General features: G+C 75.0%; 25 protein-coding genes and 1 pseudogene. 16 read left to right on the top strand and 10 right to left on the bottom strand.

Annotation, left to right across the window (positions count from 1 at the left end; translation table 11 throughout):
- Positions 1–253 precede the first annotated feature (253 nt).
- Positions 254–711: pseudogene (locus ACZ7MY_RS09865) on the top strand (DUF5958 family protein).
- Between the two features lie 44 nt (positions 712–755).
- Here the strand turns inward: ACZ7MY_RS09865 and ACZ7MY_RS09860 are convergent.
- On the bottom strand, positions 756–1,595 hold the full coding sequence (locus ACZ7MY_RS09860) for an oxidoreductase (RefSeq protein WP_499600788.1): 840 nt from the start codon (positions 1,593–1,595) through the stop codon (positions 756–758).
- Positions 1,596–1,764: 169 nt separating this feature from the next.
- The gene (locus ACZ7MY_RS09855) at positions 1,765–2,439 is read right to left on the bottom strand and encodes a TVP38/TMEM64 family protein (protein ID WP_499600787.1); all 675 of its coding nucleotides are present in this window, start codon (positions 2,437–2,439) and stop codon (positions 1,765–1,767) included.
- A gap of 56 nt (positions 2,440–2,495) precedes the next feature.
- Here ACZ7MY_RS09855 and ACZ7MY_RS09850 point away from each other — a divergent pair, with 56 nt between their 5' ends.
- Positions 2,496–3,203 carry a DNA alkylation repair protein gene (locus ACZ7MY_RS09850; protein ID WP_499600785.1) on the top strand — a complete coding sequence of 236 codons (708 nt, stop codon included), beginning with the start codon at positions 2,496–2,498 and terminating at the stop codon, positions 3,201–3,203.
- Positions 3,200–3,847: a class I SAM-dependent DNA methyltransferase gene (locus ACZ7MY_RS09845; protein WP_499600784.1), complete on the top strand. Its 648-nt coding sequence runs from the start codon at positions 3,200–3,202 to the stop codon at positions 3,845–3,847. Before ACZ7MY_RS09850 ends, ACZ7MY_RS09845 begins: the two co-directional genes overlap by 4 nt.
- On the opposite strand, the gene ACZ7MY_RS09840 is transcribed toward ACZ7MY_RS09845, so the two are convergent.
- Positions 3,834–3,971, bottom strand: coding sequence for a hypothetical protein (locus ACZ7MY_RS09840; protein WP_499600782.1), 138 nt, complete (start codon positions 3,969–3,971; stop codon positions 3,834–3,836). The two genes, ACZ7MY_RS09845 and ACZ7MY_RS09840, sit on opposite strands and share 14 nt — an antisense overlap.
- Before the next feature lie 360 nt (positions 3,972–4,331).
- Between ACZ7MY_RS09840 and tuf the strand changes: the two genes are divergently transcribed.
- Together tuf and ACZ7MY_RS09830 are read left to right on the top strand one after the other, a co-directional pair.
- Positions 4,332–5,504, top strand: coding sequence for an elongation factor Tu (tuf, locus tag ACZ7MY_RS09835; protein ID WP_499600781.1), 1,173 nt, complete (start codon positions 4,332–4,334; stop codon positions 5,502–5,504).
- 86 nt (positions 5,505–5,590) lie between these two features.
- Complete coding sequence (locus ACZ7MY_RS09830; RefSeq protein WP_499600780.1) at positions 5,591–6,445, top strand: spermidine synthase; 855 nt, start codon at positions 5,591–5,593, stop codon at positions 6,443–6,445.
- Here ACZ7MY_RS09830 and ACZ7MY_RS09825 read toward each other — a convergent pair.
- Positions 6,385–7,719, bottom strand: coding sequence for an MFS transporter (locus ACZ7MY_RS09825; RefSeq protein ID WP_499600779.1), 1,335 nt, complete (start codon positions 7,717–7,719; stop codon positions 6,385–6,387). The genes ACZ7MY_RS09830 and ACZ7MY_RS09825 overlap by 61 nt on opposite strands.
- 74 nt (positions 7,720–7,793) lie before the next feature.
- Complete coding sequence (locus ACZ7MY_RS09820) at positions 7,794–8,759, bottom strand: DUF8017 domain-containing protein (protein WP_499600778.1); 966 nt, start codon at positions 8,757–8,759, stop codon at positions 7,794–7,796.
- Positions 8,760–8,832: 73 nt separating this feature from the next.
- Between ACZ7MY_RS09820 and ACZ7MY_RS09815 the strand changes: the two genes are divergently transcribed.
- The 3 genes from ACZ7MY_RS09815 to ACZ7MY_RS09805 all read left to right on the top strand — a co-directional run bounded on the left by ACZ7MY_RS09815 (position 8,833) and on the right by ACZ7MY_RS09805 (position 10,432).
- The gene (locus ACZ7MY_RS09815; RefSeq protein WP_499600777.1) at positions 8,833–9,285 is read left to right on the top strand and encodes a DUF4442 domain-containing protein; all 453 of its coding nucleotides are present in this window, start codon (positions 8,833–8,835) and stop codon (positions 9,283–9,285) included.
- A gap of 170 nt (positions 9,286–9,455) precedes the next feature.
- A complete protein-coding gene (locus ACZ7MY_RS09810) occupies positions 9,456–9,659 on the top strand; it encodes a hypothetical protein (RefSeq protein ID WP_499600776.1) in 204 nt (67 codons plus the stop codon).
- 116 nt (positions 9,660–9,775) lie between these two features.
- A complete protein-coding gene (locus ACZ7MY_RS09805) occupies positions 9,776–10,432 on the top strand; it encodes a DedA family protein (protein WP_499600775.1) in 657 nt (218 codons plus the stop codon).
- Between the two features lie 19 nt (positions 10,433–10,451).
- Here the strand turns inward: ACZ7MY_RS09805 and ACZ7MY_RS09800 are convergent, their stop codons facing one another.
- Positions 10,452–10,985, bottom strand: coding sequence for a gamma carbonic anhydrase family protein (locus ACZ7MY_RS09800; protein WP_499600774.1), 534 nt, complete (start codon positions 10,983–10,985; stop codon positions 10,452–10,454).
- A gap of 56 nt (positions 10,986–11,041) precedes the next feature.
- Between ACZ7MY_RS09800 and ACZ7MY_RS09795 the strand changes: the two genes are divergently transcribed.
- The 3 genes from ACZ7MY_RS09795 (at position 11,042) to ACZ7MY_RS09785 (ending at position 13,947) form a co-directional block, all read left to right on the top strand.
- A complete protein-coding gene (locus ACZ7MY_RS09795) occupies positions 11,042–11,962 on the top strand; it encodes a pseudouridine-5'-phosphate glycosidase (protein WP_499600773.1) in 921 nt (306 codons plus the stop codon).
- A 40-nt stretch (positions 11,963–12,002) separates the two neighbouring features.
- Positions 12,003–12,779, top strand: coding sequence for an acyltransferase (locus tag ACZ7MY_RS09790; RefSeq protein WP_499600772.1), 777 nt, complete (start codon positions 12,003–12,005; stop codon positions 12,777–12,779).
- An 85-nt stretch (positions 12,780–12,864) separates the two neighbouring features.
- Complete coding sequence (locus ACZ7MY_RS09785) at positions 12,865–13,947, top strand: NAD(P)/FAD-dependent oxidoreductase (RefSeq protein WP_499600771.1); 1,083 nt, start codon at positions 12,865–12,867, stop codon at positions 13,945–13,947.
- A 55-nt stretch (positions 13,948–14,002) separates the two neighbouring features.
- Here ACZ7MY_RS09785 and ACZ7MY_RS09780 read toward each other — a convergent pair whose 3' ends face one another.
- Positions 14,003–14,584 carry a helix-turn-helix domain-containing protein gene (locus ACZ7MY_RS09780; RefSeq protein ID WP_499600770.1) on the bottom strand — a complete coding sequence of 194 codons (582 nt, stop codon included), beginning with the start codon at positions 14,582–14,584 and terminating at the stop codon, positions 14,003–14,005.
- 692 nt (positions 14,585–15,276) lie between these two features.
- Between ACZ7MY_RS09780 and ACZ7MY_RS09775 the strand changes: the two genes are divergently transcribed.
- Both ACZ7MY_RS09775 and ACZ7MY_RS09770 read left to right on the top strand, forming a co-directional pair.
- Positions 15,277–15,834, top strand: a complete 558-nt coding sequence (locus tag ACZ7MY_RS09775; RefSeq protein WP_499600769.1) for a YbaK/EbsC family protein — start codon at positions 15,277–15,279, stop codon at positions 15,832–15,834.
- Positions 15,831–16,655, top strand: a complete 825-nt coding sequence (locus ACZ7MY_RS09770) for a GNAT family N-acetyltransferase (protein WP_499600768.1) — start codon at positions 15,831–15,833, stop codon at positions 16,653–16,655. Before ACZ7MY_RS09775 ends, ACZ7MY_RS09770 begins: the two co-directional genes overlap by 4 nt.
- Here ACZ7MY_RS09770 and ACZ7MY_RS09765 read toward each other — a convergent pair.
- A complete protein-coding gene (locus ACZ7MY_RS09765; protein ID WP_499600767.1) occupies positions 16,630–17,172 on the bottom strand; it encodes a GNAT family N-acetyltransferase in 543 nt (180 codons plus the stop codon). The two genes, ACZ7MY_RS09770 and ACZ7MY_RS09765, sit on opposite strands and share 26 nt — an antisense overlap.
- 105 nt (positions 17,173–17,277) lie before the next feature.
- On the opposite strand from ACZ7MY_RS09765, the gene ligD reads away from it, so the two are divergent.
- On the top strand, positions 17,278–18,225 hold the full coding sequence (gene ligD, locus ACZ7MY_RS09760; protein ID WP_499600766.1) for a non-homologous end-joining DNA ligase: 948 nt from the start codon (positions 17,278–17,280) through the stop codon (positions 18,223–18,225).
- A gap of 6 nt (positions 18,226–18,231) precedes the next feature.
- On the opposite strand, the gene ACZ7MY_RS09755 is transcribed toward ligD, so the two are convergent.
- Positions 18,232–18,639, bottom strand: a complete 408-nt coding sequence (locus ACZ7MY_RS09755; RefSeq protein ID WP_499600765.1) for a CoA-binding protein — start codon at positions 18,637–18,639, stop codon at positions 18,232–18,234.
- Positions 18,640–18,787: 148 nt separating this feature from the next.
- Between ACZ7MY_RS09755 and ACZ7MY_RS09750 the strand changes: the two genes are divergently transcribed.
- Together ACZ7MY_RS09750 and ACZ7MY_RS09745 are read left to right on the top strand one after the other, a co-directional pair.
- Positions 18,788–19,015 (top strand): hypothetical protein, encoded by a 228-nt coding sequence (locus ACZ7MY_RS09750; protein WP_499600764.1) that lies wholly within the window; start codon positions 18,788–18,790, stop codon positions 19,013–19,015.
- A gap of 186 nt (positions 19,016–19,201) precedes the next feature.
- Complete coding sequence (locus ACZ7MY_RS09745; protein ID WP_499600763.1) at positions 19,202–19,831, top strand: YigZ family protein; 630 nt, start codon at positions 19,202–19,204, stop codon at positions 19,829–19,831.
- A 97-nt stretch (positions 19,832–19,928) separates the two neighbouring features.
- On the opposite strand, the gene ACZ7MY_RS09740 is transcribed toward ACZ7MY_RS09745, so the two are convergent.
- A complete protein-coding gene (locus ACZ7MY_RS09740; RefSeq protein WP_499600936.1) occupies positions 19,929–21,587 on the bottom strand; it encodes a serine/threonine-protein kinase in 1,659 nt (552 codons plus the stop codon).
- Positions 21,588–21,668 lie beyond the last annotated feature (81 nt).

The following is a 21,668-nucleotide window of genomic DNA, read 5'->3' as shown; positions in this document are numbered from 1 at the left end:
CGACGGCGGGTTCACGCCGGAACACCTGGAAAGAGTCGCGGAAAGAAGGTCCACGCCACGTTCCTCGTCCCGGGGAAAGGCCACGCGGAGAAAAATCCGCCGACGCCGCGGTGCGTGGCGAGCGAAGGCCGTGAAACAAGCAACCGCACCAGGTCGCCGACGATGAACTCTCGCCGGTCGTGCACCGGCCGGACCGGCACGGTCCACCGGCCGTGGGGGCCCGGTGCGCGCACCTTTTCCGCGATCTGGTTCGATGCCGGTGGAACGCAGCAGCCGGGCGGGCTCTGGGGGCGGAGTGAACGAGCGCGAGGTCATCCTCAACGAACTGGCCCAGGGGCTGCGCCCCCTGCCCGGGGGCGTGGCATGGTTCGCCGGCTCGAGCGCCGACGAGCAGTTCGAGGTCCTCCGGGACCTGGCCGGGTACTGCCTCCAGGCACGCGCCACCCGCGAGGACGGCGAGGAGAGCGCCGCCGGGCCGGGATCCGGCCGACCCACACACCGGCCGTGCTCCTGACCCGGGGCCGACTCCCCGAGCAGCTGACGAAAATCATCAACTTGCCCCAGGACGAGCGGGTCAAGGCCTTCCGCCTGCTGATCGCGCTGCTCGCGGTCGCCGACGAGCGCAGGCGGGGGCGCTACTGCGCCGACGGATGCAGCCACGCCTGGCACCGTTTGGGGGCCCCGGCGAAGCCGGACCCGGGCGGGGCGTGATCACCGCCGCCGGGTCAGGTGTCCGGGGGTCAGGCGCCGCCGGGTCAGGCGTCGGCGGGGAAGTCCGTGGACGCCGTCACGTCGGCCCACGCGGCGAGGTCGCCGGCCAGTTGCCGTTGCCCCCGCTCGACCAGGCGCAGGGCATCGCTGCCGAGCACGAGGTGGAGCGGCGGCTCGTCGGCCTCCAGGACCCGGAGCACGGCGCGCGCCGCACGGACCGGGTCGCCGGTCTGGTTGCCGCTCTTGGCCTGGCGCGCGGCGCGGATCGGGTCGAAGAGGGCGTCGTAGTCGGCGACGGTGCGCGGGGCGCGCACCATCGAGCGGCCGGCCCAGTCGGTACGGAACGAGCCGAGGGCCAGGGAGGTGACATGGACGCCGAAGCCCGCGACCTCCTGCGCCAGGGACGCGGCGATCCCCTCCATCGCGAACTTGCTGGCCCCGTAGAACGCGACACCGGGCAGGGCGGTCAGGCCCGCCATGGACGACACCGAGAAGACGTGGCCGCCACGGCGCCGGCGCATGTGCGGCAGGACGGCCTTGATGACCGCGACACTGCCGAAGACGTTGACGTCGAACTGGCGCCGCAGGTCGCCCATCGTGGACTCCTCGACGGTCCCCTCCAGGCCGTAGCCGGCGTTGCTGATCAGCACCTCGACCGGGCCGACGGTCCGCTCGACCTCGTCGACCACCGCGACGACGGCGTCCTCGTCGGTGACGTCCAGGACCCTGCCGACGGCCCGGCCGGGCGCCAGCGCCTCGAACGCCGCCGCCTGCTCGGCCTTTCGGACGGTACCGATCACCCGGTGCCCCGCCGCCAGGGCCTCCTCGGCGAAGGCGCGGCCCAGGCCACTGCCCACGGCGGTGATGAAGAACGTCCGGTGCACAGCACGACTCCTCGGCGACGGCGGATGGCTGCGGACGCGCCCGGCCCGGTGCCGGCCCGCGCCCGAGCCTCGTGCGCCGGTGTCCGCGCCCTGATCATCCGCCGGGAACCGGGACCGCCGCCACGACCGGCTCCCTCCCTGCTGGAAGGCGGAACCTCCCAGCGCGAGGTCATCGCCTGCGGCGGGTGCGGGCGGCGACCACGACGGCGGCGAGGCCGGTGACCGCGATGAAGCCCATCGCGACGAGGAAGACCGGCGACGTGGGCGTCGCGGCGCGGCTCCCGGCGACGACGTAGGCCCCCGTGTTGGGCACGCTGCCCAGCGCCGTGGCCAGCAGGAAGGGCGCCAGCCGCATCCGCGAGACCGCCGCGCTGTAGTTGGCCGCCGCGAAGGGCACGCCGGGGAACAGACGCATCGCCAGCATCGTGCGGAAGCCGTGCTCACTGAGCTGGCGGTCCGCGGCGAGCAGCACCCGCCCGCGCAGCAACGGGCGCAACGCGTCCCGCCCGAGGAGGCGGCCGAGGACGAAGGCGAGGCCTGCGCCGAGCACCGTTCCCGCGAGGGCCGCGGGCAGTCCGGCCTGGGCGCCGAAGAGCGCCCCGGCACCGACGTTGAGCAGCGGGCGCGGCACGAAGGCGAGGGCGCACAGCCCGTAGCCCGCGGCGAAGAGCACCACGGCCGCGACACCGGTGAGTTGGACGGGCCAGCCGTGCGCGAGCAGCCGCTGGGGGTCCCACACCAGCACCGAGGCGGCGGCCCCGGACAGCAGGACGACCAGCAGCGCCAGCCGGGCCCACGACGCCGCTCGCGGGCGCGGACGGGAGAGGGCGGTGACCTCGGACATCCCGCGAGCCTAGCGGAGGACGATGTCGCTCCGGTGCCGCCGCGTACCGTAGGGCCATGGCCCCTCCCGCCCCGGCCGTGCCGGACAGCGCCCTCGCGGACCTCGTCCTGCCGCGCCTGACCACGGCGTACGGCGGCGCCGCGGACCCGGTGCGGGCTGCCTCGGCCGCCGCGTACATGCGGGACGCGTTCCCGTTCCTCGGCATCGCGACGCCCGCCCGGCGCACCCTCTCCCGCGCCGTGCTCGCGGGCACGCCGCGCCCGGACGAGGCCGACTGCACGGCCGTCGCCCTGCGTTGCTGGGCGCTCCCCGAACGGGAGTACCGCTACTTCGCCGTGGACTACCTGCGCCGCCACGTGGGGCGCTGCTCCTCGGACTTCCTCGCCACGGTCCGGCACCTCGTCACGACCGAGTCCTGGTGGGACACCGTCGACCTGCTCGCCGCGCACGTCGTCGGACGGCTCGTCGCCGCCGACCCCGCCCTGGTGGGCACGATGGACGAGTGGATCGAGGACGAGGACCTCTGGCTCGCCCGCACCGCGCTGCTCCACCAGTTGACGTACAAGGCGGACACCGACCCCCGGCGGCTGTTCCGTTACTGCCTGCGGCAGGCGGGCCACCGGGACTTCTTCATCCGCAAGGCCGTCGGCTGGGCGCTGCGCGAGTACGCCCGCACCGACCCCGACGCCGTGCGGGCGTTCCTCGCGCAGGAGGGGGAGCGGCTGTCGCCGCTGTCGGTACGGGAAGCGGGCAAGCACCTGTGAGCAGGAACGACGGGCGGAGCCGCGTGCGCCGCAGCTACGACACCGTGGCCGAGGAGTACCGGGAGCGCATCGGCGACGAGTTGGCCCACAAGCCCCTGGACCGGGCCCTGCTGGCCGCCCTCGCCGAGCAGGCCGCGGACGGCGCGCCCGTGGCGGACCTGGGCTGCGGCCCCGGCCACGTCACGGCGTGGCTCGCGGCGCGCGGGGTGCGGACGGTGGGGATCGACCTGTCGCCGGGGATGGTCGCGCTCGCCCGCCGCGAGCACCCCGGGGCGGACTTCCGCGAGGGCGACCTGCTGCGTCTCCCGGCGGCGGACGGGGAGTTCGGGGCCGTCGTCGCCCTGTACTCGGTGATCCACCTGGCGCCGGGTGAACTGGGGGCAGCATTCGGTGAGATGCGGCGCGTGCTCCGGCCGTCCGGCCGGGCACTCGCGGCCTTCCACACCGGGGCGGAGACCCGTCGGGTGACGCAGTGGTGGGGGCACGAGGTCGACGTCGACTTCCACTTCCACGACCCCGCGACGGTCGCCGGGGCACTGACCGGCGCCGGGTTCGAGGTCGAGGCCAGGCTGGAGCGGGCCCCGTACCCGCAGGAGGCGGAGACCCGGCGCGCCTACGTCCTCGCCCGCGTCAGCGGGGCATGAAGCGGTCCCTCTCGCGCACCGTCTCCGGCAGCGGGACGTCCCACGCGTCGTCCTCCGGGCAGCGCGCCTCGTCGTCGTCCGCGGGGCCGATGCCGGACGGCAGCCCCGACTCGCCCTCGGTCAACTCCCCATGGCACAGGAACATCGCGGACGCGCCGTCGGGCGGGTTCCGGAGGGTCTGGTCACCGAGGCCGTAGTACCGGCGCGCGGGGCCCAGGCGCAGCCCCGGCGGAAAATCGTTCGACCGACGGCCGGGGTGTGCCCGATGATCGGCGGCATGTTCCGGTACGCCCTCAGCGCAGATACGTCCGCAGTCGCGGACGCGCTGCAGGCTGCCCCGGCACAGGCTTTCTCGGCCAACGCGTTCGGCGGCGCCCGAATCTGACCCTTCCCGGACAGTCCGGCGGACCCCGCAGGGGGAGGGTCGGCGCGGTCCAGGGGTCCCGCACGCGAGGCGATGAATCGACTTACCGAGGAAGCAACCATGCCCAAGCAGGCGTACGTGCGCACCAAGCCGCACCTCAACATCGGCACGATGGGTCACGTCGACCACGGCAAGACCACGTTGACCGCCGCCATCACCAAGGTGCTCAGCGCCCGCGGCTCCGCCGCGTTCGTGCCGTTCGACCGGATCGACAAGGCCCCGGAGGAGGCCGCGCGGGGGATCACCATCACCATTGCGCACGTCGAGTACGAGACGGACACCCGGCACTACGCGCACGTCGACATGCCGGGTCACGCCGACTACGTGAAGAACATGATCACTGGCGCGGCCCAGCTCGACGGCGCGATCCTCGTCGTCTCGGCCCTCGACGGCGTCATGCCGCAGACCGCCGAGCACGTGCTGCTCGCCCGTCAGGTCGGCGTCGAGCACATCGTGGTCGCGCTCAACAAGGCCGACGCCGGCGACCCCGAACTCACCGACCTGGTCGAGCTGGAGGTGCGCGAGCTGCTGTCCGCCCAGGGCTACCCGGGGGACACGCTGCCCGTCGTCAGGGTGTCGGGACTGCGGGCGCTGGAGGGCGACCCGCGGTGGACGGCGGCCGTCGAGGCGCTGCTCGACGCGGTCGACACGCACGTGCCGATGCCGCACCGCTACACCGACGCGCCCTTCCTGCTGCCGGTGGAGAACGTGCTGACCATCACCGGGCGCGGCACGGTCGTCACCGGCGCGGTGGAGCGGGGCACCGTCCGGGTCGGCGACCGCGTGGACGTGCTCGGCGCGGACACGGCGAGCGTGGTGACCGGTCTGGAGACCTTCGGCAAGCCCATGGAGGAGGCCCAGGCCGGCGACAACGTGGCGCTGCTGCTGCGCGGCGTGGCCCGGGACGTCGTCCGCCGGGGCCACGTGGTGGCCGCGCCGGGCAGCGTCACGCCGAGCCGCCGCTTCCGGGCCCGGGTCTTCCTGCTGCCGGCCGCCGAGGGCGGGCGGCGCACGGGCATCGCCAGCGGGTACCGGCCGCAGTTCTACGTCCGCACCGCCGACGTCGTCGGCGACGTCGACCTGGGCGAGGCGGGGGCGGCCCTTCCGGGGGCGACCGTCGACATGTCCGTGGAACTGGGCCGGGCGGTGCCGCTGGAGCCGGGGCTCGGCTTCGCGATCCGCGAGGGCGGCCGCACGGTCGGCGCGGGCACGGTGACGGCGCTCGACGAGTGAGCGGCGCGGGCTGAGCCGGGCCGCCCAGCGCGGGGGTCCCGGGGGGTCCGTCCCCGGGCCCCCGCGCGTGCTGGGAGAATCGCAGCGTGGAGGACGACGGACGCATACCCGTGAGCCAGGACGTGGACTTCGGCGCGGCCAGGCTGCTGCCCGACGTGGACCGGCCCGCGGGCTGGCTGCTCACCGTGGACGGGGCACCGCAGTCGTACGTGGACCTCGACGACCCCACCCACCTGGAGTTCGAGTACACCCGGCGGCTCGCCCACGTGATGGACGAGGCCGCGCCCGAGGGTGCGCCGCTGGATGTCGTCCACCTGGGCGGCGGGGCCCTGACGCTGCCCCGCTACACCGCCGCGACCCGGCCCGGCTCGCGGCAGCGCGTCGTGGAGGCCGACCGGGCGCTCGCCGGGCTCGTCGCCACCCGGCTCCCGCTGGGACGCGGCGGCGACGGTGTGGCGATCGCCACGGACGACGCCCGGGCCTGGCTGGAGGGCGCCCCGGACGCCTCGGCGGACGTCGTCGTGGCGGACGTGTTCGGCGGTTCGCGGGTGCCGGCGCACCTGACCTCGTACGAGTTCGTCACCGAGGCCGCCCGGGTGCTGCGCCCCGGCGGGCTGTACCTGGCGAACCTCGCGGACTCGGCGCCCTTCGACTTCCTGCGGCCGCAGATCGCGGGCCTGCGCGAGCTGTTCGGCGAGGTGTGCCTGATCGCCGAGCCCGGGGTGCTGCGGGGCCGCCGCTTCGGCAACGCCGTGCTGGCCGCGAGCCGTACCCCGCTGCCCGTGGACCTGATCGCCCGGCGCGCCGCCTCCGACGTCTTCCCGGCACGGGTGGTGGAGGGCGACGCGCTGGAGCTGTTCGGACGGGGTGCGCGGCCGGTCTACGACAAGGACGCGGTGCCCTCGCCGATCCCGCCCGACGGCTCCTTCGGCGTCGGCTGACCGCCCCGGGCGACCGTCCGCCCGCCGTCGGGCTCGTCCACCCGGCGCAGCCGCCGCACCTCGGGCACGGTGAGCACGGCGCCGGTGAGCAGCACCGTCAGCCCCGCGCAGCCCCACAGCGCCCCGTACAGGCCGAAGGCGTCCGCGGCAGGGCCGGCCAGGGCGGTGCCGATCGGCATCATGGAGACCGAGCCGAACCAGTCGTAGGCCGCGACGCGGGAGAGCTTGTCCTCGGGGATCTCCTGGTGGAGTGCCATCATCCAGGTCACGCCGAAGACCTCGATGGACATGCCCGCCACCAGCATCGCGCAGGCCAGCAGCGGCACCGGGACCGCCAGCGCCAGCGCGGCGGCGGGCAGCGAGAACGGGAAGACGCAGAGCACCCCGGCGAGCAGGATGCGGCGCGGCCGCCAGCGGAGCATCAGCAGCCCGCCCAGCAGGTTCCCGGCGCCGAACGCCGCCAGCGCGGCGCCCCACGGCCCGGCGCCGCCGAGGTGCTCGCGCGCGACGAGCGGGCCGTACACCGCGTCGGCGGCGGTGATCACGGCGTTGACGACGGAGAACTGCACCACGATGCCCCACAGCCAGCGCCGTGAGGCGAACTCCCGCCAGCCCTCGCGCAGATCGCCCAGCAGACCGCCGCCGCGCCGCTCCGCGCGGTCGCGTACCGCGGCCGGGGAGACCCGCAGCAGTGCGCGCAGGCCCGCGGCGACCGCGAAGCACGCCGCGTCCACCGCCAGCACCCAGCCCGGCCCCGCGAGGGCCACCAGCGCCCCGGCGAGCGCGGCACCGCCGACGTTGGCCCCGTTGACGCCGAGCCGGAACACCGCGAAGGCGCGGCTCGCGTGGGCGGAGTCGACGGTCGACAGCAGCATGCCCTCGTTGGCGGGGGCGAAGAAGGCCTGGCCGGTGCCGCCCAGCGCGGAGAGCACCGCCATGTGCCAGATCTCGGCCCGGCCGGTCAGCACCAGGACGGCGAACACGCCCTGCGAGACGGTGTTGAGGCAGTTGGCCGCGACCATGACCCGGTGCCGCGGCAGCCGGTCGGCGACCGCGCCGCCGATGAGCAGGAAGACGACCAGCGGCACCGTCCGCGCGGCGGCGACGAGTCCGATCTCCGTGCCGCCACCGCCCGCCTGCAGTACGGCGAACGCCGACGCGACGACGGCGCCCGAGGCGCCGATCCCGGTCACGAAGGCGGACGCGGCCAGGAGCCGGAAGTTGCGGCCGGCCCAGTCCGGGAACCGCAGCCGATGGGGGACGTCGGGTTTCACCCGGGGACTATCGTCGCTGGGCCGGGCTTTGGCAAACCGATTTCCGGGCCGTCGGCGCAGGGCGGGCCGCGGCCTCAGCCGACCAGCCGGACGCTGTCGCGGACCTTCGCCACCGTCGCGGCGTCGACCGCGCCCGCGTAGCCGCTGTCCACGATCAGCAGCCAGGAACGGACCTCCTTGTCCTTGCCGAGGAAGGTGAAGCTGTACGCGGTGCCGTCGGCCGCGCACGTGCCCTTCATCCCGGTCGCGCGCGTGGAGGCGGTCCAGCCGTGCAGGCCCTGCGCGTTGGTGTAGGCGCGGGGGGCGGCCTCGGTGAGCTTGGTGCCGCCCTCCTTCTTGTACTTGCCGTACGCCCAGTTGTAGGCCTCGTTGGCGGCCTCGGACCTCAGGCTCTTGGCGCCCTTACCGCCCTTCACGCCGGCCAGTCCGCGCTCGTCGGTGCCGCACCACTTCTCGTCGAGCACGGCCGCGCCCCCGGTGACGACCCGGTTGGTGCCCCACTCGTAGCCGATGAGCAGGCCCTGCGGCTTGGCCGTCCAGTCCTTCGGGAGGTCGTAGGCGACGCCCATGTCGCTGCGCACGACGGTCTGCCAGCCGGGCACCACGGGCTTGACCGTGTCCTCGCCCGGGTTGCCGCGGGCGTCGTCCGGGCCGGGGCCCTCCTCGTCCGCCGTCGCGGAGGGGGTCGGGGTGGCGGACTCCGGCGCGCTCCGCGAGGCGACCGGTGAGCCGGTGCCGGACGGGCCGGCCTGCGGGTCCTCGTCGTCGCCGGTGAGTCTGACGGCGACCAGCGCGCCGGCGGCGACCACCGCGACCGCGGCCACCACCGACACGGCGATCACCACGCCCCGCCGCCCCCCGGGCGGCTGCGGCCCGCCCGGCGCCGGCGGCGGCCCCCATGTCTGCGGGGGCTGCTGGTAGGCGGGGTGCTGCTGCGGCTGGTACGGGGAGGGCTGCTGCTGGTGGCCCCACTGGGGCTGGTTCTGCGGGGGCTGCTGCGGATGCTGCGGTCCCCCCGGCTGCTGCTGTCCTGGCCACATGGCTCGAAACACTAGGGGTTGAGCGGGCGCGGTTCCATGGAAGCGCTGATTACTTGCTGGTAACATCCGGCCCATGCCCGAGAACCAGCCGCAGATAGGCGAGCTCATGGCGGCCACCGTGCCCATGGCCGCCACCCTCAGCATCGAGTTCCTGGAGACCACCGCCGAGCACGCCGTGGTCCGCCTCCCCGACCAGGCCGCCTACCACAACCACGTCGGCGGCCCCCACGCCGGCGCGATGTTCACCCTGGCCGAGACCGCCAGCGGCGCCGTCGTCCTCGCCGCCTTCGCCGACCACCTCTCCCGCGCCGTCCCCCTCGCCGTCCGCGCCGAGATCGGCTACAAGAAGCTCGCCATGGGCCCGGTCACCGCCACCGCCCGCCTCGGCCGCCCCGCCGCCGACGTCATCGCCGAACTCGACAAGGGCGAACGCCCCGAGTTCCCCGTCACGGTCGCCCTCCGGCGCGAGGACGGCGCGGTCACGGGCGAGATGACCATCGTCTGGACCCTCCGCCCCAACGGCTGAGCCGCGCCCCGGCGTTCCCGGCCCCGGGCGCAACCGCCTGTTGACGCCCGGCGTGTCAGGTTCCAAGATCGTGGCTCTTGTGGTCTTCGTGCGGCCGGAGCGGTTCCGGCTCCATGCCCCGGCCTGCCGCGGGCTCACGGAGCGACTCGAGAGCCTGGAGGGCTGCCCACATGTCGTACCTGATCGTCGGCTGCGTCAGCGTCTACGCCGGCGTCCGGGCACTGATGCTCAGACGGCGGCAACGCGGCCCCGCGGCGGTGGCCTCCTCGTCGGTGATCCTGCGGCCGGGAGTGCTGGCCGTCCTCGCGGTGTTCGGCTTCGCCTGCGGGGTTCTCCTGCTCGCGGACGGGATCCTCGTCACGGCGCAGGGCTGAGCCCCCGGTCGGGGGCGGTGGCGACATGCCGGGCCGCACGTCGGATACGCTGCAACGACGTGCGCGCACCGGCGCGTCGACCGACATCCCGTCCGCCCTAGGGGGAGGAAGCGGCCTTGCACGTCCAGGAGTGGCTCGGCACGATCCCGCCGGTCAGCGTCTACCTGCTGGTGGGCCTCGTGATCGGCCTGGAGAGCCTGGGCATCCCGCTGCCGGGCGAGATCATCCTCGTCAGTTCCGCCCTGCTCGCCTCGCAGGGGCACGTGGACCCCTGGGTGGTGGGCGTGTGCGCCTCCGCCGGGGCGATCGTGGGCGACTCGATCGGCTACGCCATCGGCCGCCGCGGCGGGCGGCCGATGCTCGACAGACTGGGGCGGCGCTTCCCCAAGCACTTCTCGCCGGCGCACATCGCGACCGCCGAGGCGTCGTTCACGCGCTGGGGCATGTGGGCGGTGTTCTTCGGCCGCTTCGTGGCGCTGCTGCGGATCTTCGCCGGCCCGCTGTCGGGCGTGCTGAGGATGCCGTACTGGAAGTTCCTCACCGCCAACGTCCTCGGCGGCATCGTGTGGGCGGGCGGCACCACGGCGGTCATCTACTACGTGGGCATCGTCGCCGAGCCGTGGCTCAAGCGGTTCTCGTGGCTCGGCCTGGTGGCCGCCGTGCTGATCGGCCTCGGCTCGTTCCTCGTCGTACGCCGCCGGGCCAAGGCCGCGGCCAAGGCCCACGAGGCCGCGCCCGGGGCGGACGCCGTGGCGGCGGCCACCACCGACTGAGCGGCCGGGCCCGGGGCCGTCAGTCCCCGGCGAAGGCGGCCCGGTGGGCGTCCGCGAGCGCGACGTAGTGCTCGGCGTTGAGCCGCACCATCTCGCGCTCCTCCGCGGTGAGCCCACGGCGCACCTTCGCCGGCACGCCCGCCACCAGCGACCCCGGGGGAACCCGCATGCCCTGGGGGACGAGCGCGCCGGCCGCGACCAGCGAGCCGGTGCCGATGTGCGCGCCGTTGAGGACGGTGGCGCCCATGCCGACCAGCACGTCGTCCTCGACCACGCAGCCGTGCAGCACCGCGTTGTGGCCCACCGTGACGCGCGCGCCGATCACCGCCGGGAACCCGGGGTCGGCGTGCACCGTCGAGTTGTCCTGGACGTTGCTGCCCTCGCCGAGGCTGATCGACTCGCAGTCGCCGCGCAGCACCGCGTGGTACCAGACGCTCGCGCCGGCCGCCATCGTCACGTCGCCCAGTACCACCGAGGTCGGCGCGGTGAAGGCGGCGGGGTCCAGCCGGGGTGAGCGTCCGGCGACGTCCGCGATCAAGGCTCTCTCCGTCATGGGGATCACCGTAGTCCCGTGATTGCGCCGATCGCCCCGCGGGTAGCGCGTACAGCGTGCTGAAGTTCTCCGACGAAGTGATCATCGCGCTGGAAACCGGTGCCCCGGTCGTCGCCCTGGAGTCGACGATCATCTCCCACGGCCTGCCCCGCCCCCGCAACCACCAGGTGGCGCTGGAGCTCGAGGCCGCCGTGCGCGAGGCGGGCGCCGTCCCCGCGACGATCGCGGTGCTGGACGGCGTGCCGTGCATCGGGCTCGACGCGAAGGGCCTGGAGCGCATCGCCGGCGACGAGGGCATGCGCAAGCTCGGTCACCGCGACCTGCCCGTCGCGGTCGCCACCGGCGCGAGCGGCGCCACCACCGTCTCCGCCACGGCCTTCCTCGCCGCCCGCGCCGGGCTGCGGGTCTTCGCCACCGGCGGACTGGGCGGTGTGCACCGCGGCTGGACGGAGGAGCAGGACGAGTCCGCCGACCTGCGGCTGCTCGCCGGCACCCGGATCACCGTCGTGTGCGCCGGGGTGAAGTCCATCCTCGACGTGCCCGCCACCCTGCAGCGACTGGAGACCCTCGGCGTCACCGTCGTGGGGTACGGGACCGCCGAGTTCCCCGGCTTCTACCTCAGCGGCTCCGGGCAGCCCGTGGACTGGACGGTCCGCACGCCCGACGAGGCCGCCTGCGTCATGGCCGCCCAGGACGACCTCGACGGCCCGCCGTCCGCGGTGATCCTCGCCAACCCCGTGCCGGAGCACGAGCAGCTCGACCCGGCGCTGCACGACCGCGTCCTGGCGGAGGCGCTGGCCGCCGCCGAACGCGAGGGCGTCACCGGGCAGGCCGTCACGCCGTTCCTCCTCGGGCACCTCGTCGAGCACACCGGCGGCGCCAGCCTGGAGGCGAACCTCGCCGCCGTGCGCGGCAACGTCCGCCTCGCCGCGCGGGTCGCCGTCGCCTGGACGGAACGCGGCGCACATCACACCTGATCGCCCGGCCGCGCCCCCGCGCCCTCGGTACCGTGATCGGGTGCCGAAGAACGAGAACCTGTTCTCCTCCGCGGCGGCCTGGCGCCGCCGGGCCGTCTCGCGCCTGGTGCACCGCGGCTGGCGGTGGGTCCAGAACGCGGGTGCCGTCTCCGCCGACCGCCCGGGCCCGCTGCGCTTCGGCCGGATCGGCGCGGGCACCCGCCTCGCCTTCCCGCAGGGGACGATCTTCGGCGAGGAGTGGATCCACCTCGGCGAGTGCTGCATCATCGGCGAACAGGTCACCCTCACGGCCGGGATGATGCCCGGCCTCGACCTCGGCCCCGACCCCGTCGTCCGGCTCGGCAACGGCGTCGTCCTCGGCCGCGGCAGCCACGTCATCGCCTCCCGGCCGGTGGTGTTCGGCGACGACGTCTACTGCGGGCCGTACGTGTACGTGACCAGCGACAACCACTCCTACGACGACCCCCACGAGCCCATCGGCCGCCAGTGGCCGCGCTCCGCACCCGTCGAGATCGGCTCCGGCAGCTGGCTCGGCGCGGGCGCGGTGATCCTGCCGGGGGCGCGGATCGGACGGAACGTCGTCGTCGCGGCCGGCGCCATCGTGCGCGGCGAGGTCCCCGACCACTGCGTGGTGGCGGGCGCGCCCGCCCGGGTCGTCCGGCGCTGGACGCCCGAGCGCGGCTGGGAGCCGCCGCTGCGCACGCCCGCGCCGCGGCCGGTTCCCGCCGGCGCCACCCACCAGCAACTGGCCGCGCTCGCGGGGCTGGAGCCCGAACTCCTCGCGGGGCTGGAGGACAAGCTCACCTCCGAGGCATGACCGTTCCGGGCGACCCACCGCGGCTTCGTTGCCGAAACGGCATGGAACATTGCCCCCCGCCCGCGGCCGGCGTGATCGTGCCGCCATGGACGAGAACACGAAGGACAACGGTGACGGCGGCGGGAACGGCCTGGAGGCTCCGGGCGGCGTGTGGGACGTGGTGGTCGTCGGAGGAGGCGCCGCCGGCCTCTCCGGCGCGCTGACCCTGGCCCGGGTACGGCGGCCGGTGCTGGTGATCGACGCGGGCGAGCCCCGCAACGCCCCCGCCGCCGCCGCGCACGGGCTGCTGGGACGGGAGGGCATCGCCCCGCTGGAACTGCTGCGGAAGGGACGGGAGGAGGTCGCCTCCTACGGCGGCCGGGTCGCCGCCGGACGCGTCACCGCGATCCGCCGCGACGGCGACGTCTTCGTGGCCGAGTGCGAGGACGGGCGGAGCACGCGGGCCCGGCGGGTCCTGGTGACCTCCGGCCTGGTCGACGAACTGCCGGACGTGCCGGGCCTGGCGGGGCGGTGGGGCAAGGACGTGGTGCACTGCGTCTTCTGCCACGGCTGGGAGGCCCGCGACACCGCGGTCGGGGTACTCGGCAGCTTCCACCAGGCCTTGCTGTTCCGGCAGTTGTCCGAGGACGTGACCCTGTTCCTCGGCCCCGGCACGGATCTGACGTCCGATCAGTGGGAGCAGCTCGCGGGGCTGCGCGTGGGCGTCGTCGACGGCGCCGTGAGCGGCCTGGAGACCGACGACGGCGACCGGCTGGCCGGGGTGCGCCTGGCCTCCGGGCGCGTGGTCCCCGTCCGCGCCCTCGCGGTCGCCCCCCGCTTCACGGCCCGGGCGTCCTTCCTCGGGGACCTCGGTCTGTCCGTACGGGAGCACCCGGCGGGCTTCGGGGAGCAGCTCACGGTGGACGCCTCCGGCTTCACCGGCGTCGACGGCGTGTGGGCCGCGGGGAACGTCAGCGACCTGATGGCGGGCGTCCCCGCGGCCGCGGCAGCCGGGACGACGGCCGCTGCCGCCATCGTCATGGACCTGCTGGCCGAGGACGCGCGCGCCGCCGCCCGGTCGCGCCGGGCCGGGGGCGCCGAGGTGTTCAGCGGCCCGATGGAGGCGGAGGTCACGCGGCGTGTCCTCGGCACGCGGGCGCACGGGGTGGACCCGCGGCAGGGGGTGTGAGCCGCTGGTGGTGCGGGTGACGCCGGTAACGCCGGTCGTCCCGGTCGTGCCCGGCTCAGGCGGTGCGGGCCCGCAGATGGGCCCGCTCGCCCTGCCGCCCGAACAGGACGAGCAGTTCGACGGGTTGCTCGCCCTCGGGGCCGAGCCAGTGCGGGACGTGGGTGTCGAACTCCGCCGCCTCGCCCGGCCCCAGCACCACGCGCCGGTCGCCGAGGAGCAGCAGCAGGCGGCCGGCCAGCACGTAGACCCACTCGAAGCCCTCGTGGGTCTTCAACTCGGGCTCCGCGCCCGGGTGCGGCGGGATCAGCAGCTTGTGCGCCTGGATCCCGCCGGGCCTGCTCAGCGGCACGTACGTCAGGCCGTCCCGGGTCACCGGCCGGAGGTGGATGCGGGGGTCGCCGGTGCGGGGCGCCCCGACGAGCTCGTCGAGCGGCACCGCGTGGACCTCCGCCAGGGTCAGCAGCAGCTCCAGGGTCGGCTTGCGCCCGCCGCCCTCCAGCCGGGACAGGGTGCTCTCGTTGATCCCCGTCCGCTCGGCCAGTTCCGCCAGCGTCATGCCGCGCCGCCGCCGCAGCTCCCGCAACCGGGGCCCGACGGCGTCCAGCACCTCTTTCTTCGTGTCCCCTGTGTCGCCCACACCCCCAGGCTGCCGAAACGGCACGCCTTGATGCAAACCCGGCAACGGCGGTGGCGCGGGCGGTACGGCTGTCCCGCGTGGTGGGTGGGGTGCCCGTGCGCCCGCTCGCCGAGCGGACCGGCGCGGATACGTCCTACGCGTTGCCGCGAAGAAGGCGATGCCGGTCCGGCCGGTGAGGGTGGGGCGATGGGCGGTCGGCACGGCCGTCGCGAGCGGACAGGGAAGGGCGAGCCGGAGAGATGGCAGGGCACGCTCCAACTGCTGGCGGCGGCGAACGTGAGGTGGGCGTGGCGAGATGCGTCGCACCCCGAACCGGACCGCACCGCGTGAACGGCGGCGCGGGCGAACGACGCAGGGCTGCGGGGACCCGCCGATCCCACCGGGCGCGCGACGACGAACCGCGGACGCGGCGAGGCCCCGCCCCGGCTGTCCGTGCAGGCGACGACCGGGTGGCGGGGAAGGGGCCGCTTCCCGTTGCCCCGCAGAGCGCGGCCGGGTCGGCGCACCAGCGACTCCTCCGGCGACTTCTCCGGCGCCGCGACGTGCACGACCCGGGCACGGCCGCCCCGGCCGGACCCGTACGCCGTCGGGGCGCGGCAGCACACCGGCACTGCGCGGGCGCGGCGGGGCCCCCGTGCCCGCTGTTCGGGACGGTCCGCCGCCAACTCCCGGGATTTGTTAGCGTGCCCGACATGCGCGCACCCATCGGCACCTTCACCGACGTCCACCCCGCCGTGGAACGGCTCGACCTGCTGCCGGCCCCCGTCGCCGCCGCACTGACCGCCTGGAGCGGGCAGGTGCCGGTGGAGGAACTGCTGCTGGTCGACACCGACCCCGAGAAGGCCGACACCGCGGTCTTCGCCGAGACGTACGGGGTCGGCCTGGAGCAGTCCGCGAACTGCGTGGTCGTCGCGGGCAAGCGCGGCGGGGAGGTCACGCTCGCCGCATGCGTCGTCCTCGCCACCACGCGGGCCGACGTGAACGGTCTCGTGCGGCGTCACCTCGGCGTACGCAAGGCCTCCTTCGCGCCGATGGACACCGCCGTGGGCGAGAGCGGCATGGAGTACGGCGGCATCACCCCGATCGGGCTGCCCGCCGGCTGGCCGCTGCTGGTGGACGCGTCGGTCACGGACACCCCGTACGTGATCATCGGCAGCGGCCGGCGGCGCGGCAAGCTGCTCGTGCCCGGCAAGGCGCTGGCGTCGCTGCCCGGTGTCGAACTGCTGGAAGGGCTGGGACTCCCCGCGTGACGGAACTGCTGGACCGCCTGGAGCGCTACTACGACGCCGTTCCCCGGGCGGGCGCCCGCGCCGAGGAGCACGGTCCGCTCACCCTCTTCGTGCGCGAGGGCGTCGGCTGGCCCTTCTACGCCCGCCCGGCGCCGGACGCGGACGGCGGTCCCGTCGGCCGGGACGACGTGGACCGGGTCCGGGCACGCCAGCGCGAGCTGGGCGTGCCCGAGTGCTTCGAGTGGATCGCCGAGACCGCCCCGGCGCTGCGGGCCGCGGCGGAGGCGTCCGGGCTCGCCGTGCACGAGCATCCGCTGATGGTGCTCGACCCGCTCGCCCCTCCCGCTCTGCTGCCGGAGCTGCCCGCGGGCGTCGGCGTGCGGCTGCTGGGGCCCGGCGACCCGGCGCTGCCCAGCGCGCTGACCGTCCCGCACCTCGCGTTCGCGCAGGCCGGTACGGCCATCGGTACCGCCGGGCGGGCCGAACTCGCCGCCGCGGTCCCGCTGCACGCCGCCCCGGGCCTCGTGGCGACCGCGGAGGCGCGCCTACGGGCCGGGCTCACCGTCCACGCCGCCGCTGTCGAGGGCGGCACGGCGCTCTGCGCGGGCCAGTACAACCCCGTGGGCGAGGTCTGCGAGATCGTCGGAGTGGGCACCCTGCCCAGCGCCCGCCGCCGCGGCCTGGCCCTCGCGGTCACCGGCGCGCTGGTCGCCGACGCCCGTGAACGCGGGCTGAGCACGGTGTTCCTGTCGGCCGGGGACGAGGACGTCGCCAGGATCTACGCCCGGCTCGGCTTCCACCGGGTCGGCACGGCCCTCATCGCGGAGCCGCCCGTCCACTGACCGGGTCGCCGGGCGCCTCGCGGGCCGGCCGTCGTGACAGGTCCAGTGACAGCGGTATCGAGTGCTCGGCGAAGCCCAGGCTGCGGTACAGCGGCTCGGCCTCCGCGGTCGCGTGCAGGTCGACCCGGGTCACGCCCTGTTCGGCGAACCACCCGAGCAGCGCCTCCGTCGTGGCCCGCGCGTACCCGCGCCCCCGGTAGCGGGGGTCGGTGCAGACGTTGAAGACGAAGCCGAACCGGCCCGCCGGGTGCGCCGGCGCGGGCAGCCGCTCCTCGATCCGGCCCACCGCGCACGCCGCCAGGTGCGGGTGCGCACCGACCACCGGTCCGCCGTCCACCACGAACGCCCCCAGCCACCGCGGACCGCCCCCGGCGAGCTGCTCGCGCGCCCGCTCCTCGGCGGCCGCCTCCCAGGGACCGGGCTCGTCCCGCCCGCTCATGGCCAGGAACATCAGCCGCCGCAGCCGTACCAGCTCGGCGGCGTCGTCGGGACGGGCGGGGCGTACGGGACCGGGCATGCGCGCACGCTACAACACGGCTCCGGGCGCCACGCAGCGAGTTTCCGGCGCATCCTGCATGCCCGCCCCCGCAGCGGTGAGGCGTACCGGAGAGGTGATGAAGCGATGAGCCACCCGGCCCGCGGCGGGCGGTCCCTGCGCATCGGCGGGCGGACCGTCGAACTGTCCCGTCCCGACAAGGAGCTCTTCCCCGGCGACGGGATCACCAAGGCCGAGCTCGCCGACCACTACCGCCGTGTCGCACGACCCCTGCTCACGCACGTCAGGGGCCGCCCGCTGGTGATGGAGCGCTACCCGGACGGCATCGACGGGAGGTCCTTCTACCACAAGGAGGTCCCCGGCTACTTCCCCGCGTGGGTGCGCCGCCGCGAGGTCCCCAAGGAGGGCGGCACCGTCACCATGGTCGTCTGCGACGACACGGCCACCCTCGTCTACCTGGCCGGTCAGGCCTGCGTCACCCCGCACCCCTGGCTGAGCCGCACCGACCGCCTCGACGTCCCCGACCGGCTGGTCCTCGACCTCGACCCGGCCGGGGACGACGACTTCGCCACCGTGCGCTGGACCGCGCCCCGGGTCGGCGACCTCCTGCGGGAACTGGGCCTGCGCCCCGCCGTGATGACCACCGGCTCGCGCGGGCTGCACGTCGTGGCGCCGCTGACCCGGGGCCCGGACTTCGACGCCGTACGGGACTTCGCCCGGCGCGTGTCCGCCGTGCTGGCCGCCCGCCACCCGGACCGGCTCACCACCGAGGTCCGCAAGGCGGCCCGCCGGGGCCGCCTCTACCTGGACGTCCAGCGCAACGGGTACGCCCAGACCTCCGTCGCCCCCTACGCGGTGCGCGCCCGCCCGCACGCCCCGGTCGCCACGCCCTTGCACTGGGCCGAACTCGACGACCCCGCCCTCGGCCCCCGCCGCTGGACCGTACGCACCCTCCCGGACCGCCTCGACAAGGACGGCGACCCCTGGAAGGGGCTCGGCACCTGCCGCCGCGCCCTCGGCCCGGCACTGCGGCGGCTGGCGGATCTGGAGGCGGCGGAGCGGCCCGGCGGCTGAGCCCGGCTACCCGAGCCGGGGGATCTCGATCGCCGGGCAGCGGTCCATGACCATGAGCAGCCCCGCGTCCCGGGTACGCGCGTACGCGGCCTCGTCGACCACGCCGAGCTGGTACCAGACCGCCTTCGCGCCGATCGCGACGGCCTCGTCGGCGACCGCGCCGGCCAGGTCGGAGTTGACGAAGACGTCCACCACGTCGACCGGGAACGGGATGTCGGCGAGCGAGGCGTAGCCCTGCTCCCCGTGCACGGTCTCGGCCTTCGGGTGCACCGGCACCACGCGCTTGCCGTAGCGCTGCAGGACCGCGGCGACGCCGTACGCCGCCCGCGAGGCGTTGTTGGACAGCCCCACCACGGCCCAGGTGTCCCCGAGACCGGTCAGGATCTCCCGAACCGCCGCGTCGTCTCCGTGCACGTCGTCCTCCCTCACTCCGCTCCGCAGCAGTCAACCAGAGCACGGACCGGGCTGTTCCCGTGGACGCCTCACGTCGCCATGCCGCCACGTCGGAGGCCGGCCGGTGCGTGTAGCGTGATCTCGCTGTTCTAGCAGGTGGGGTCTACTGATGGACGTGGTGCGTCTCATGGAGGCGCTGGCCGAGCAGGGCGTGACGGTGCTGCTCAAGGCGGATGCGGAACGTCTGCGCGGCGGGACAGGGCCGTGGACGTTCGTCGCGAGCGGCGCCCCGTTCCATGAGGAGCTGCTCGTGCGCACGGACGCCGCTTCCGTGGAAGCCTGTTTGGAGATCTGCCTGCCGCGCCTGCGTGCCCTGGGTCTGCTCATCCCTGAGTGAGGACGCGGCCGGACGTGGTCCGTGCGGCGGCCTCATCGCGCCGGCGGTTCCGGAGGCGGTGGCCGGCCCGGGCATGCGGTTGAACACGTAGCGCTGGGATGCCGCGCGCCGCTCTCCGTGCTCACGCGCACCCGGGTGGCGAAAGGCGTTCCGGCCCTGCCCCTGACAAGGGATTAGGGTGGCGGGGTGGTGGAGCGGTATCTGACGATCGGGCGCGAGCACGTCCACGAGAGCGAGATCAAGCGCTCGCGGTTCCTGTGCGCGCTGGCGCCGGTGTCCGGCGAGGAGGCGGCGCAGGAGTTCATCGCCCGTGTCCGCAAGGAGCACGCCGGGGCGTCGCACAACTGCTACGCGTACGTGATCGGTGCCGAGGGCCGGATCCACAAGGCGAGCGACGACGGGGAGCCGGGCGGCACCGCGGGCACCCCCATGCTGCAGGTGCTGCTGCGCCGCGAGATCCGGGACGTCGTCGCCGTCGTCACCCGCTACTACGGCGGCATCCAGCTCGGCGCGGGCGGCCTGGTGCGCGCCTACGGGGGTGCCGTCTCGGCGGCCCTCGACGAGCTCGGCACCGTGGAGCGGCAGAAGCTCGCCCTGGTCACCGTCGTCGCCGACCACCAGCGGGCCGGGCGCATCGAGAACGACCTGCGCGCCGCCGGCCGCACGGTGCGCGGCGTCGCCTACGGCGCGGCCGAGGTACGCATCGAGCTGGGCGTGCCGGAGGAGGAACTGGCCGCCTTCCGGGCCTGGCTCGCCGACGCCTCCGCCGGGACCGCGGGCGTCGAGGTGGCGGGCAGCGCCTTCGTGGACGTCTGACCGCGGCTTCCGGGAACGTCAGTGCCGGCCCTGCGGCCTGCGGGCCGGGCGGTTCGCGGCGCACGCCGTACACGCCGGGGTTCGCCCGTCCGGGAGGTCAGTCCCCGGCGAGGACGTCGGTGACCTTGCCCTTGGTGGTGGCCTCGATGAAGCAGGTCCGGTACTCGTCGGACCGGTAGTAGTACATGGACGGCTTCTTGGTGATGATGTCGGGCTTCACCACCACGTAGGTGGCCGTCGGACGCTTGACCTTGCACTCCTTGTCGGCACGGCTCATCAGGGCCGGGAGCGCGTCCCAGTTGACGGTCTCGAGGTCGACCGTGTCGTCGGCGTCGATGGTGCCCTTGATGATCCCTTCGTCGACCTTGCCGTCGCGGTACGAGTAGCTGTCGAAGACGGTGTCGTCCGTCTTCTTGGGCGCGCTGAAGCTCGCGTAGTCGTCGTAGATGGTGAGGTCGACCACTTTGGTGCCGCCCGACACCGACTTCACGACCTCCGCCACGGAGCGGCCCCCGGCCGGCGAGAGCAGCTTCTTCGAAGCCGCCGTGCTCGGGGCGCCGGAGGAACGGGTGCCCTTCGACGACGTCGTGCGGCCCTTGCCCGCCGCGCCCGCGTCCCCGTCGCCGTGGAGCTGGGGGAGGAGGGTCCACAGCAGGACGCCCGCAACGCCCACCGCCGCGACCGCGGTGGCGGCGGCCACGACGCGGCCGCCGCCGCGCGGCGCGGGGAGCGGGGTGGGGCGGGTCGGCTGCTGCGGCGGGTAGTACGCGTGGGGCGCCATCGGCTGGTACGTCGCCGGGGCGGGCCCGAAACCGCCGGGCGCCGCGTCCGCCGGCGCGGGCCCCGGGGACGGGGACGGGGACGGGGACGGGGACGGGGACGGGGACGGCGGCGCGGACACCGCCGCGCCCCGCTCCACGTCGGCGAGCATCCGGTCGAGCCGGTCGGCGTCCGGCCGCGCGGCGGCGTCCCGTACCAGCAGGGCGGTCAGCACGGGGGCGAGCGGTCCGGACCGGGCCGGCGGCGGCAGGGGCTCGTCGAGGACGGCGACGAGCGTGGCGATGCTCGTCTCGCGGCGCAGCGGGTGGACGCCCTCCACCGCGACGTAGAGCAGCATGCCGAGCGACCACAGGTCGGAGGCGGGGTTGCCCTCCTCGCCGCGGATGCGTTCGGGGGCGATGTACTCGGGCGAGCCGATGAGCCCGCCGGTGGTCGTCAGCCGCGTCGAGTCGCGGAGCGTGGCGATGCCGAAGTCGGTGAGCACCGGCGTCATGTCGGGCCGGAGCAGCACGTTGGCGGGCTTCACGTCGCGGTGGTGGACGCCGACCGCGTGCGCGGCGCGCAGGCCTGCCAGGACGCCGCGGCCGATGGCGGCCGCCTCCGGCGGGGTGAGCGGGCCGCGGGCCAGCCGGTCCTGGAGGGAGCCGCCGGTCACCAGCTCCATCACCAGCCAGGGGTGCGCGAGGTCCGTCGTGTCCACGATGTGGTGGATCGTCGCGACGTTGGGGTGGTGCACCCGGGCCAGCGCGCGGGCCTCGCGCAGAACGCGCTCGCGCAGTTTCGCCGCCGCCTCGGCGTCGGCGTCGGCCAACTCCGGTTCGGGCGGGCGCACTTCCTTCAGGGCGACCTCGCGGTGCAGGGCGGTGTCCCGGGCCCGCCACACCAGGCCCATGCCGCCGCCGCCCAGCCGTTCCAGCAGTTCGAAGCGGCCGTCGATCAGTCGTCTGCCGGAGTCGCTCGCCGTCATGGCGGACATCGTACGGGCGGGCGGGGACACGGCTTGACCGACCTTGCCCGACTTCGGACTCGCCCGACGCGTTGACAGTGGTGGCGGATA

This window comes from Streptomyces sp. NPDC111520, from assembly GCF_055635295.1.
Note: the sequence above shows the minus strand (reverse complement) of the source record. Positions and strands in the feature narration are given on the sequence as shown.

Bases quoted from the DNA above. Each gene is read 5' to 3' on its own strand.
- ACZ7MY_RS09855 (WP_499600787.1), bottom strand. From the start codon at position 2,439: ATGTCCGAGGTCACCGCCCTCTCCCGTCCGCGCCCGCGAGCGGCGTCG.
- ACZ7MY_RS09850 (WP_499600785.1), top strand. From the start codon at position 2,496: ATGGCCCCTCCCGCCCCGGCCGTGCCGGACAGCGCCCTCGCGGACCTC.
- tuf (WP_499600781.1), top strand. From the start codon at position 4,332: ATGCCCAAGCAGGCGTACGTGCGCACCAAGCCGCACCTCAACATCGGC.
- ACZ7MY_RS09820 (WP_499600778.1), bottom strand. From the start codon at position 8,759: ATGTGGCCAGGACAGCAGCAGCCGGGGGGACCGCAGCATCCGCAGCAG.
- ACZ7MY_RS09815 (WP_499600777.1), top strand. From the start codon at position 8,833: ATGCCCGAGAACCAGCCGCAGATAGGCGAGCTCATGGCGGCCACCGTG.
- ACZ7MY_RS09810 (WP_499600776.1), top strand. From the start codon at position 9,456: ATGTCGTACCTGATCGTCGGCTGCGTCAGCGTCTACGCCGGCGTCCGG.
- ACZ7MY_RS09800 (WP_499600774.1), bottom strand. From the start codon at position 10,985: ATGACGGAGAGAGCCTTGATCGCGGACGTCGCCGGACGCTCACCCCGG.
- ACZ7MY_RS09785 (WP_499600771.1), top strand. From the start codon at position 12,865: ATGGACGAGAACACGAAGGACAACGGTGACGGCGGCGGGAACGGCCTG.
- ACZ7MY_RS09775 (WP_499600769.1), top strand. From the start codon at position 15,277: ATGCGCGCACCCATCGGCACCTTCACCGACGTCCACCCCGCCGTGGAA.
- ACZ7MY_RS09765 (WP_499600767.1), bottom strand. From the start codon at position 17,172: ATGCCCGGTCCCGTACGCCCCGCCCGTCCCGACGACGCCGCCGAGCTG.
- ligD (WP_499600766.1), top strand. From the start codon at position 17,278: ATGAGCCACCCGGCCCGCGGCGGGCGGTCCCTGCGCATCGGCGGGCGG.
- ACZ7MY_RS09750 (WP_499600764.1), top strand. From the start codon at position 18,788: ATGGACGTGGTGCGTCTCATGGAGGCGCTGGCCGAGCAGGGCGTGACG.
- ACZ7MY_RS09740 (WP_499600936.1), bottom strand. From the start codon at position 21,587: ATGTCCGCCATGACGGCGAGCGACTCCGGCAGACGACTGATCGACGGC.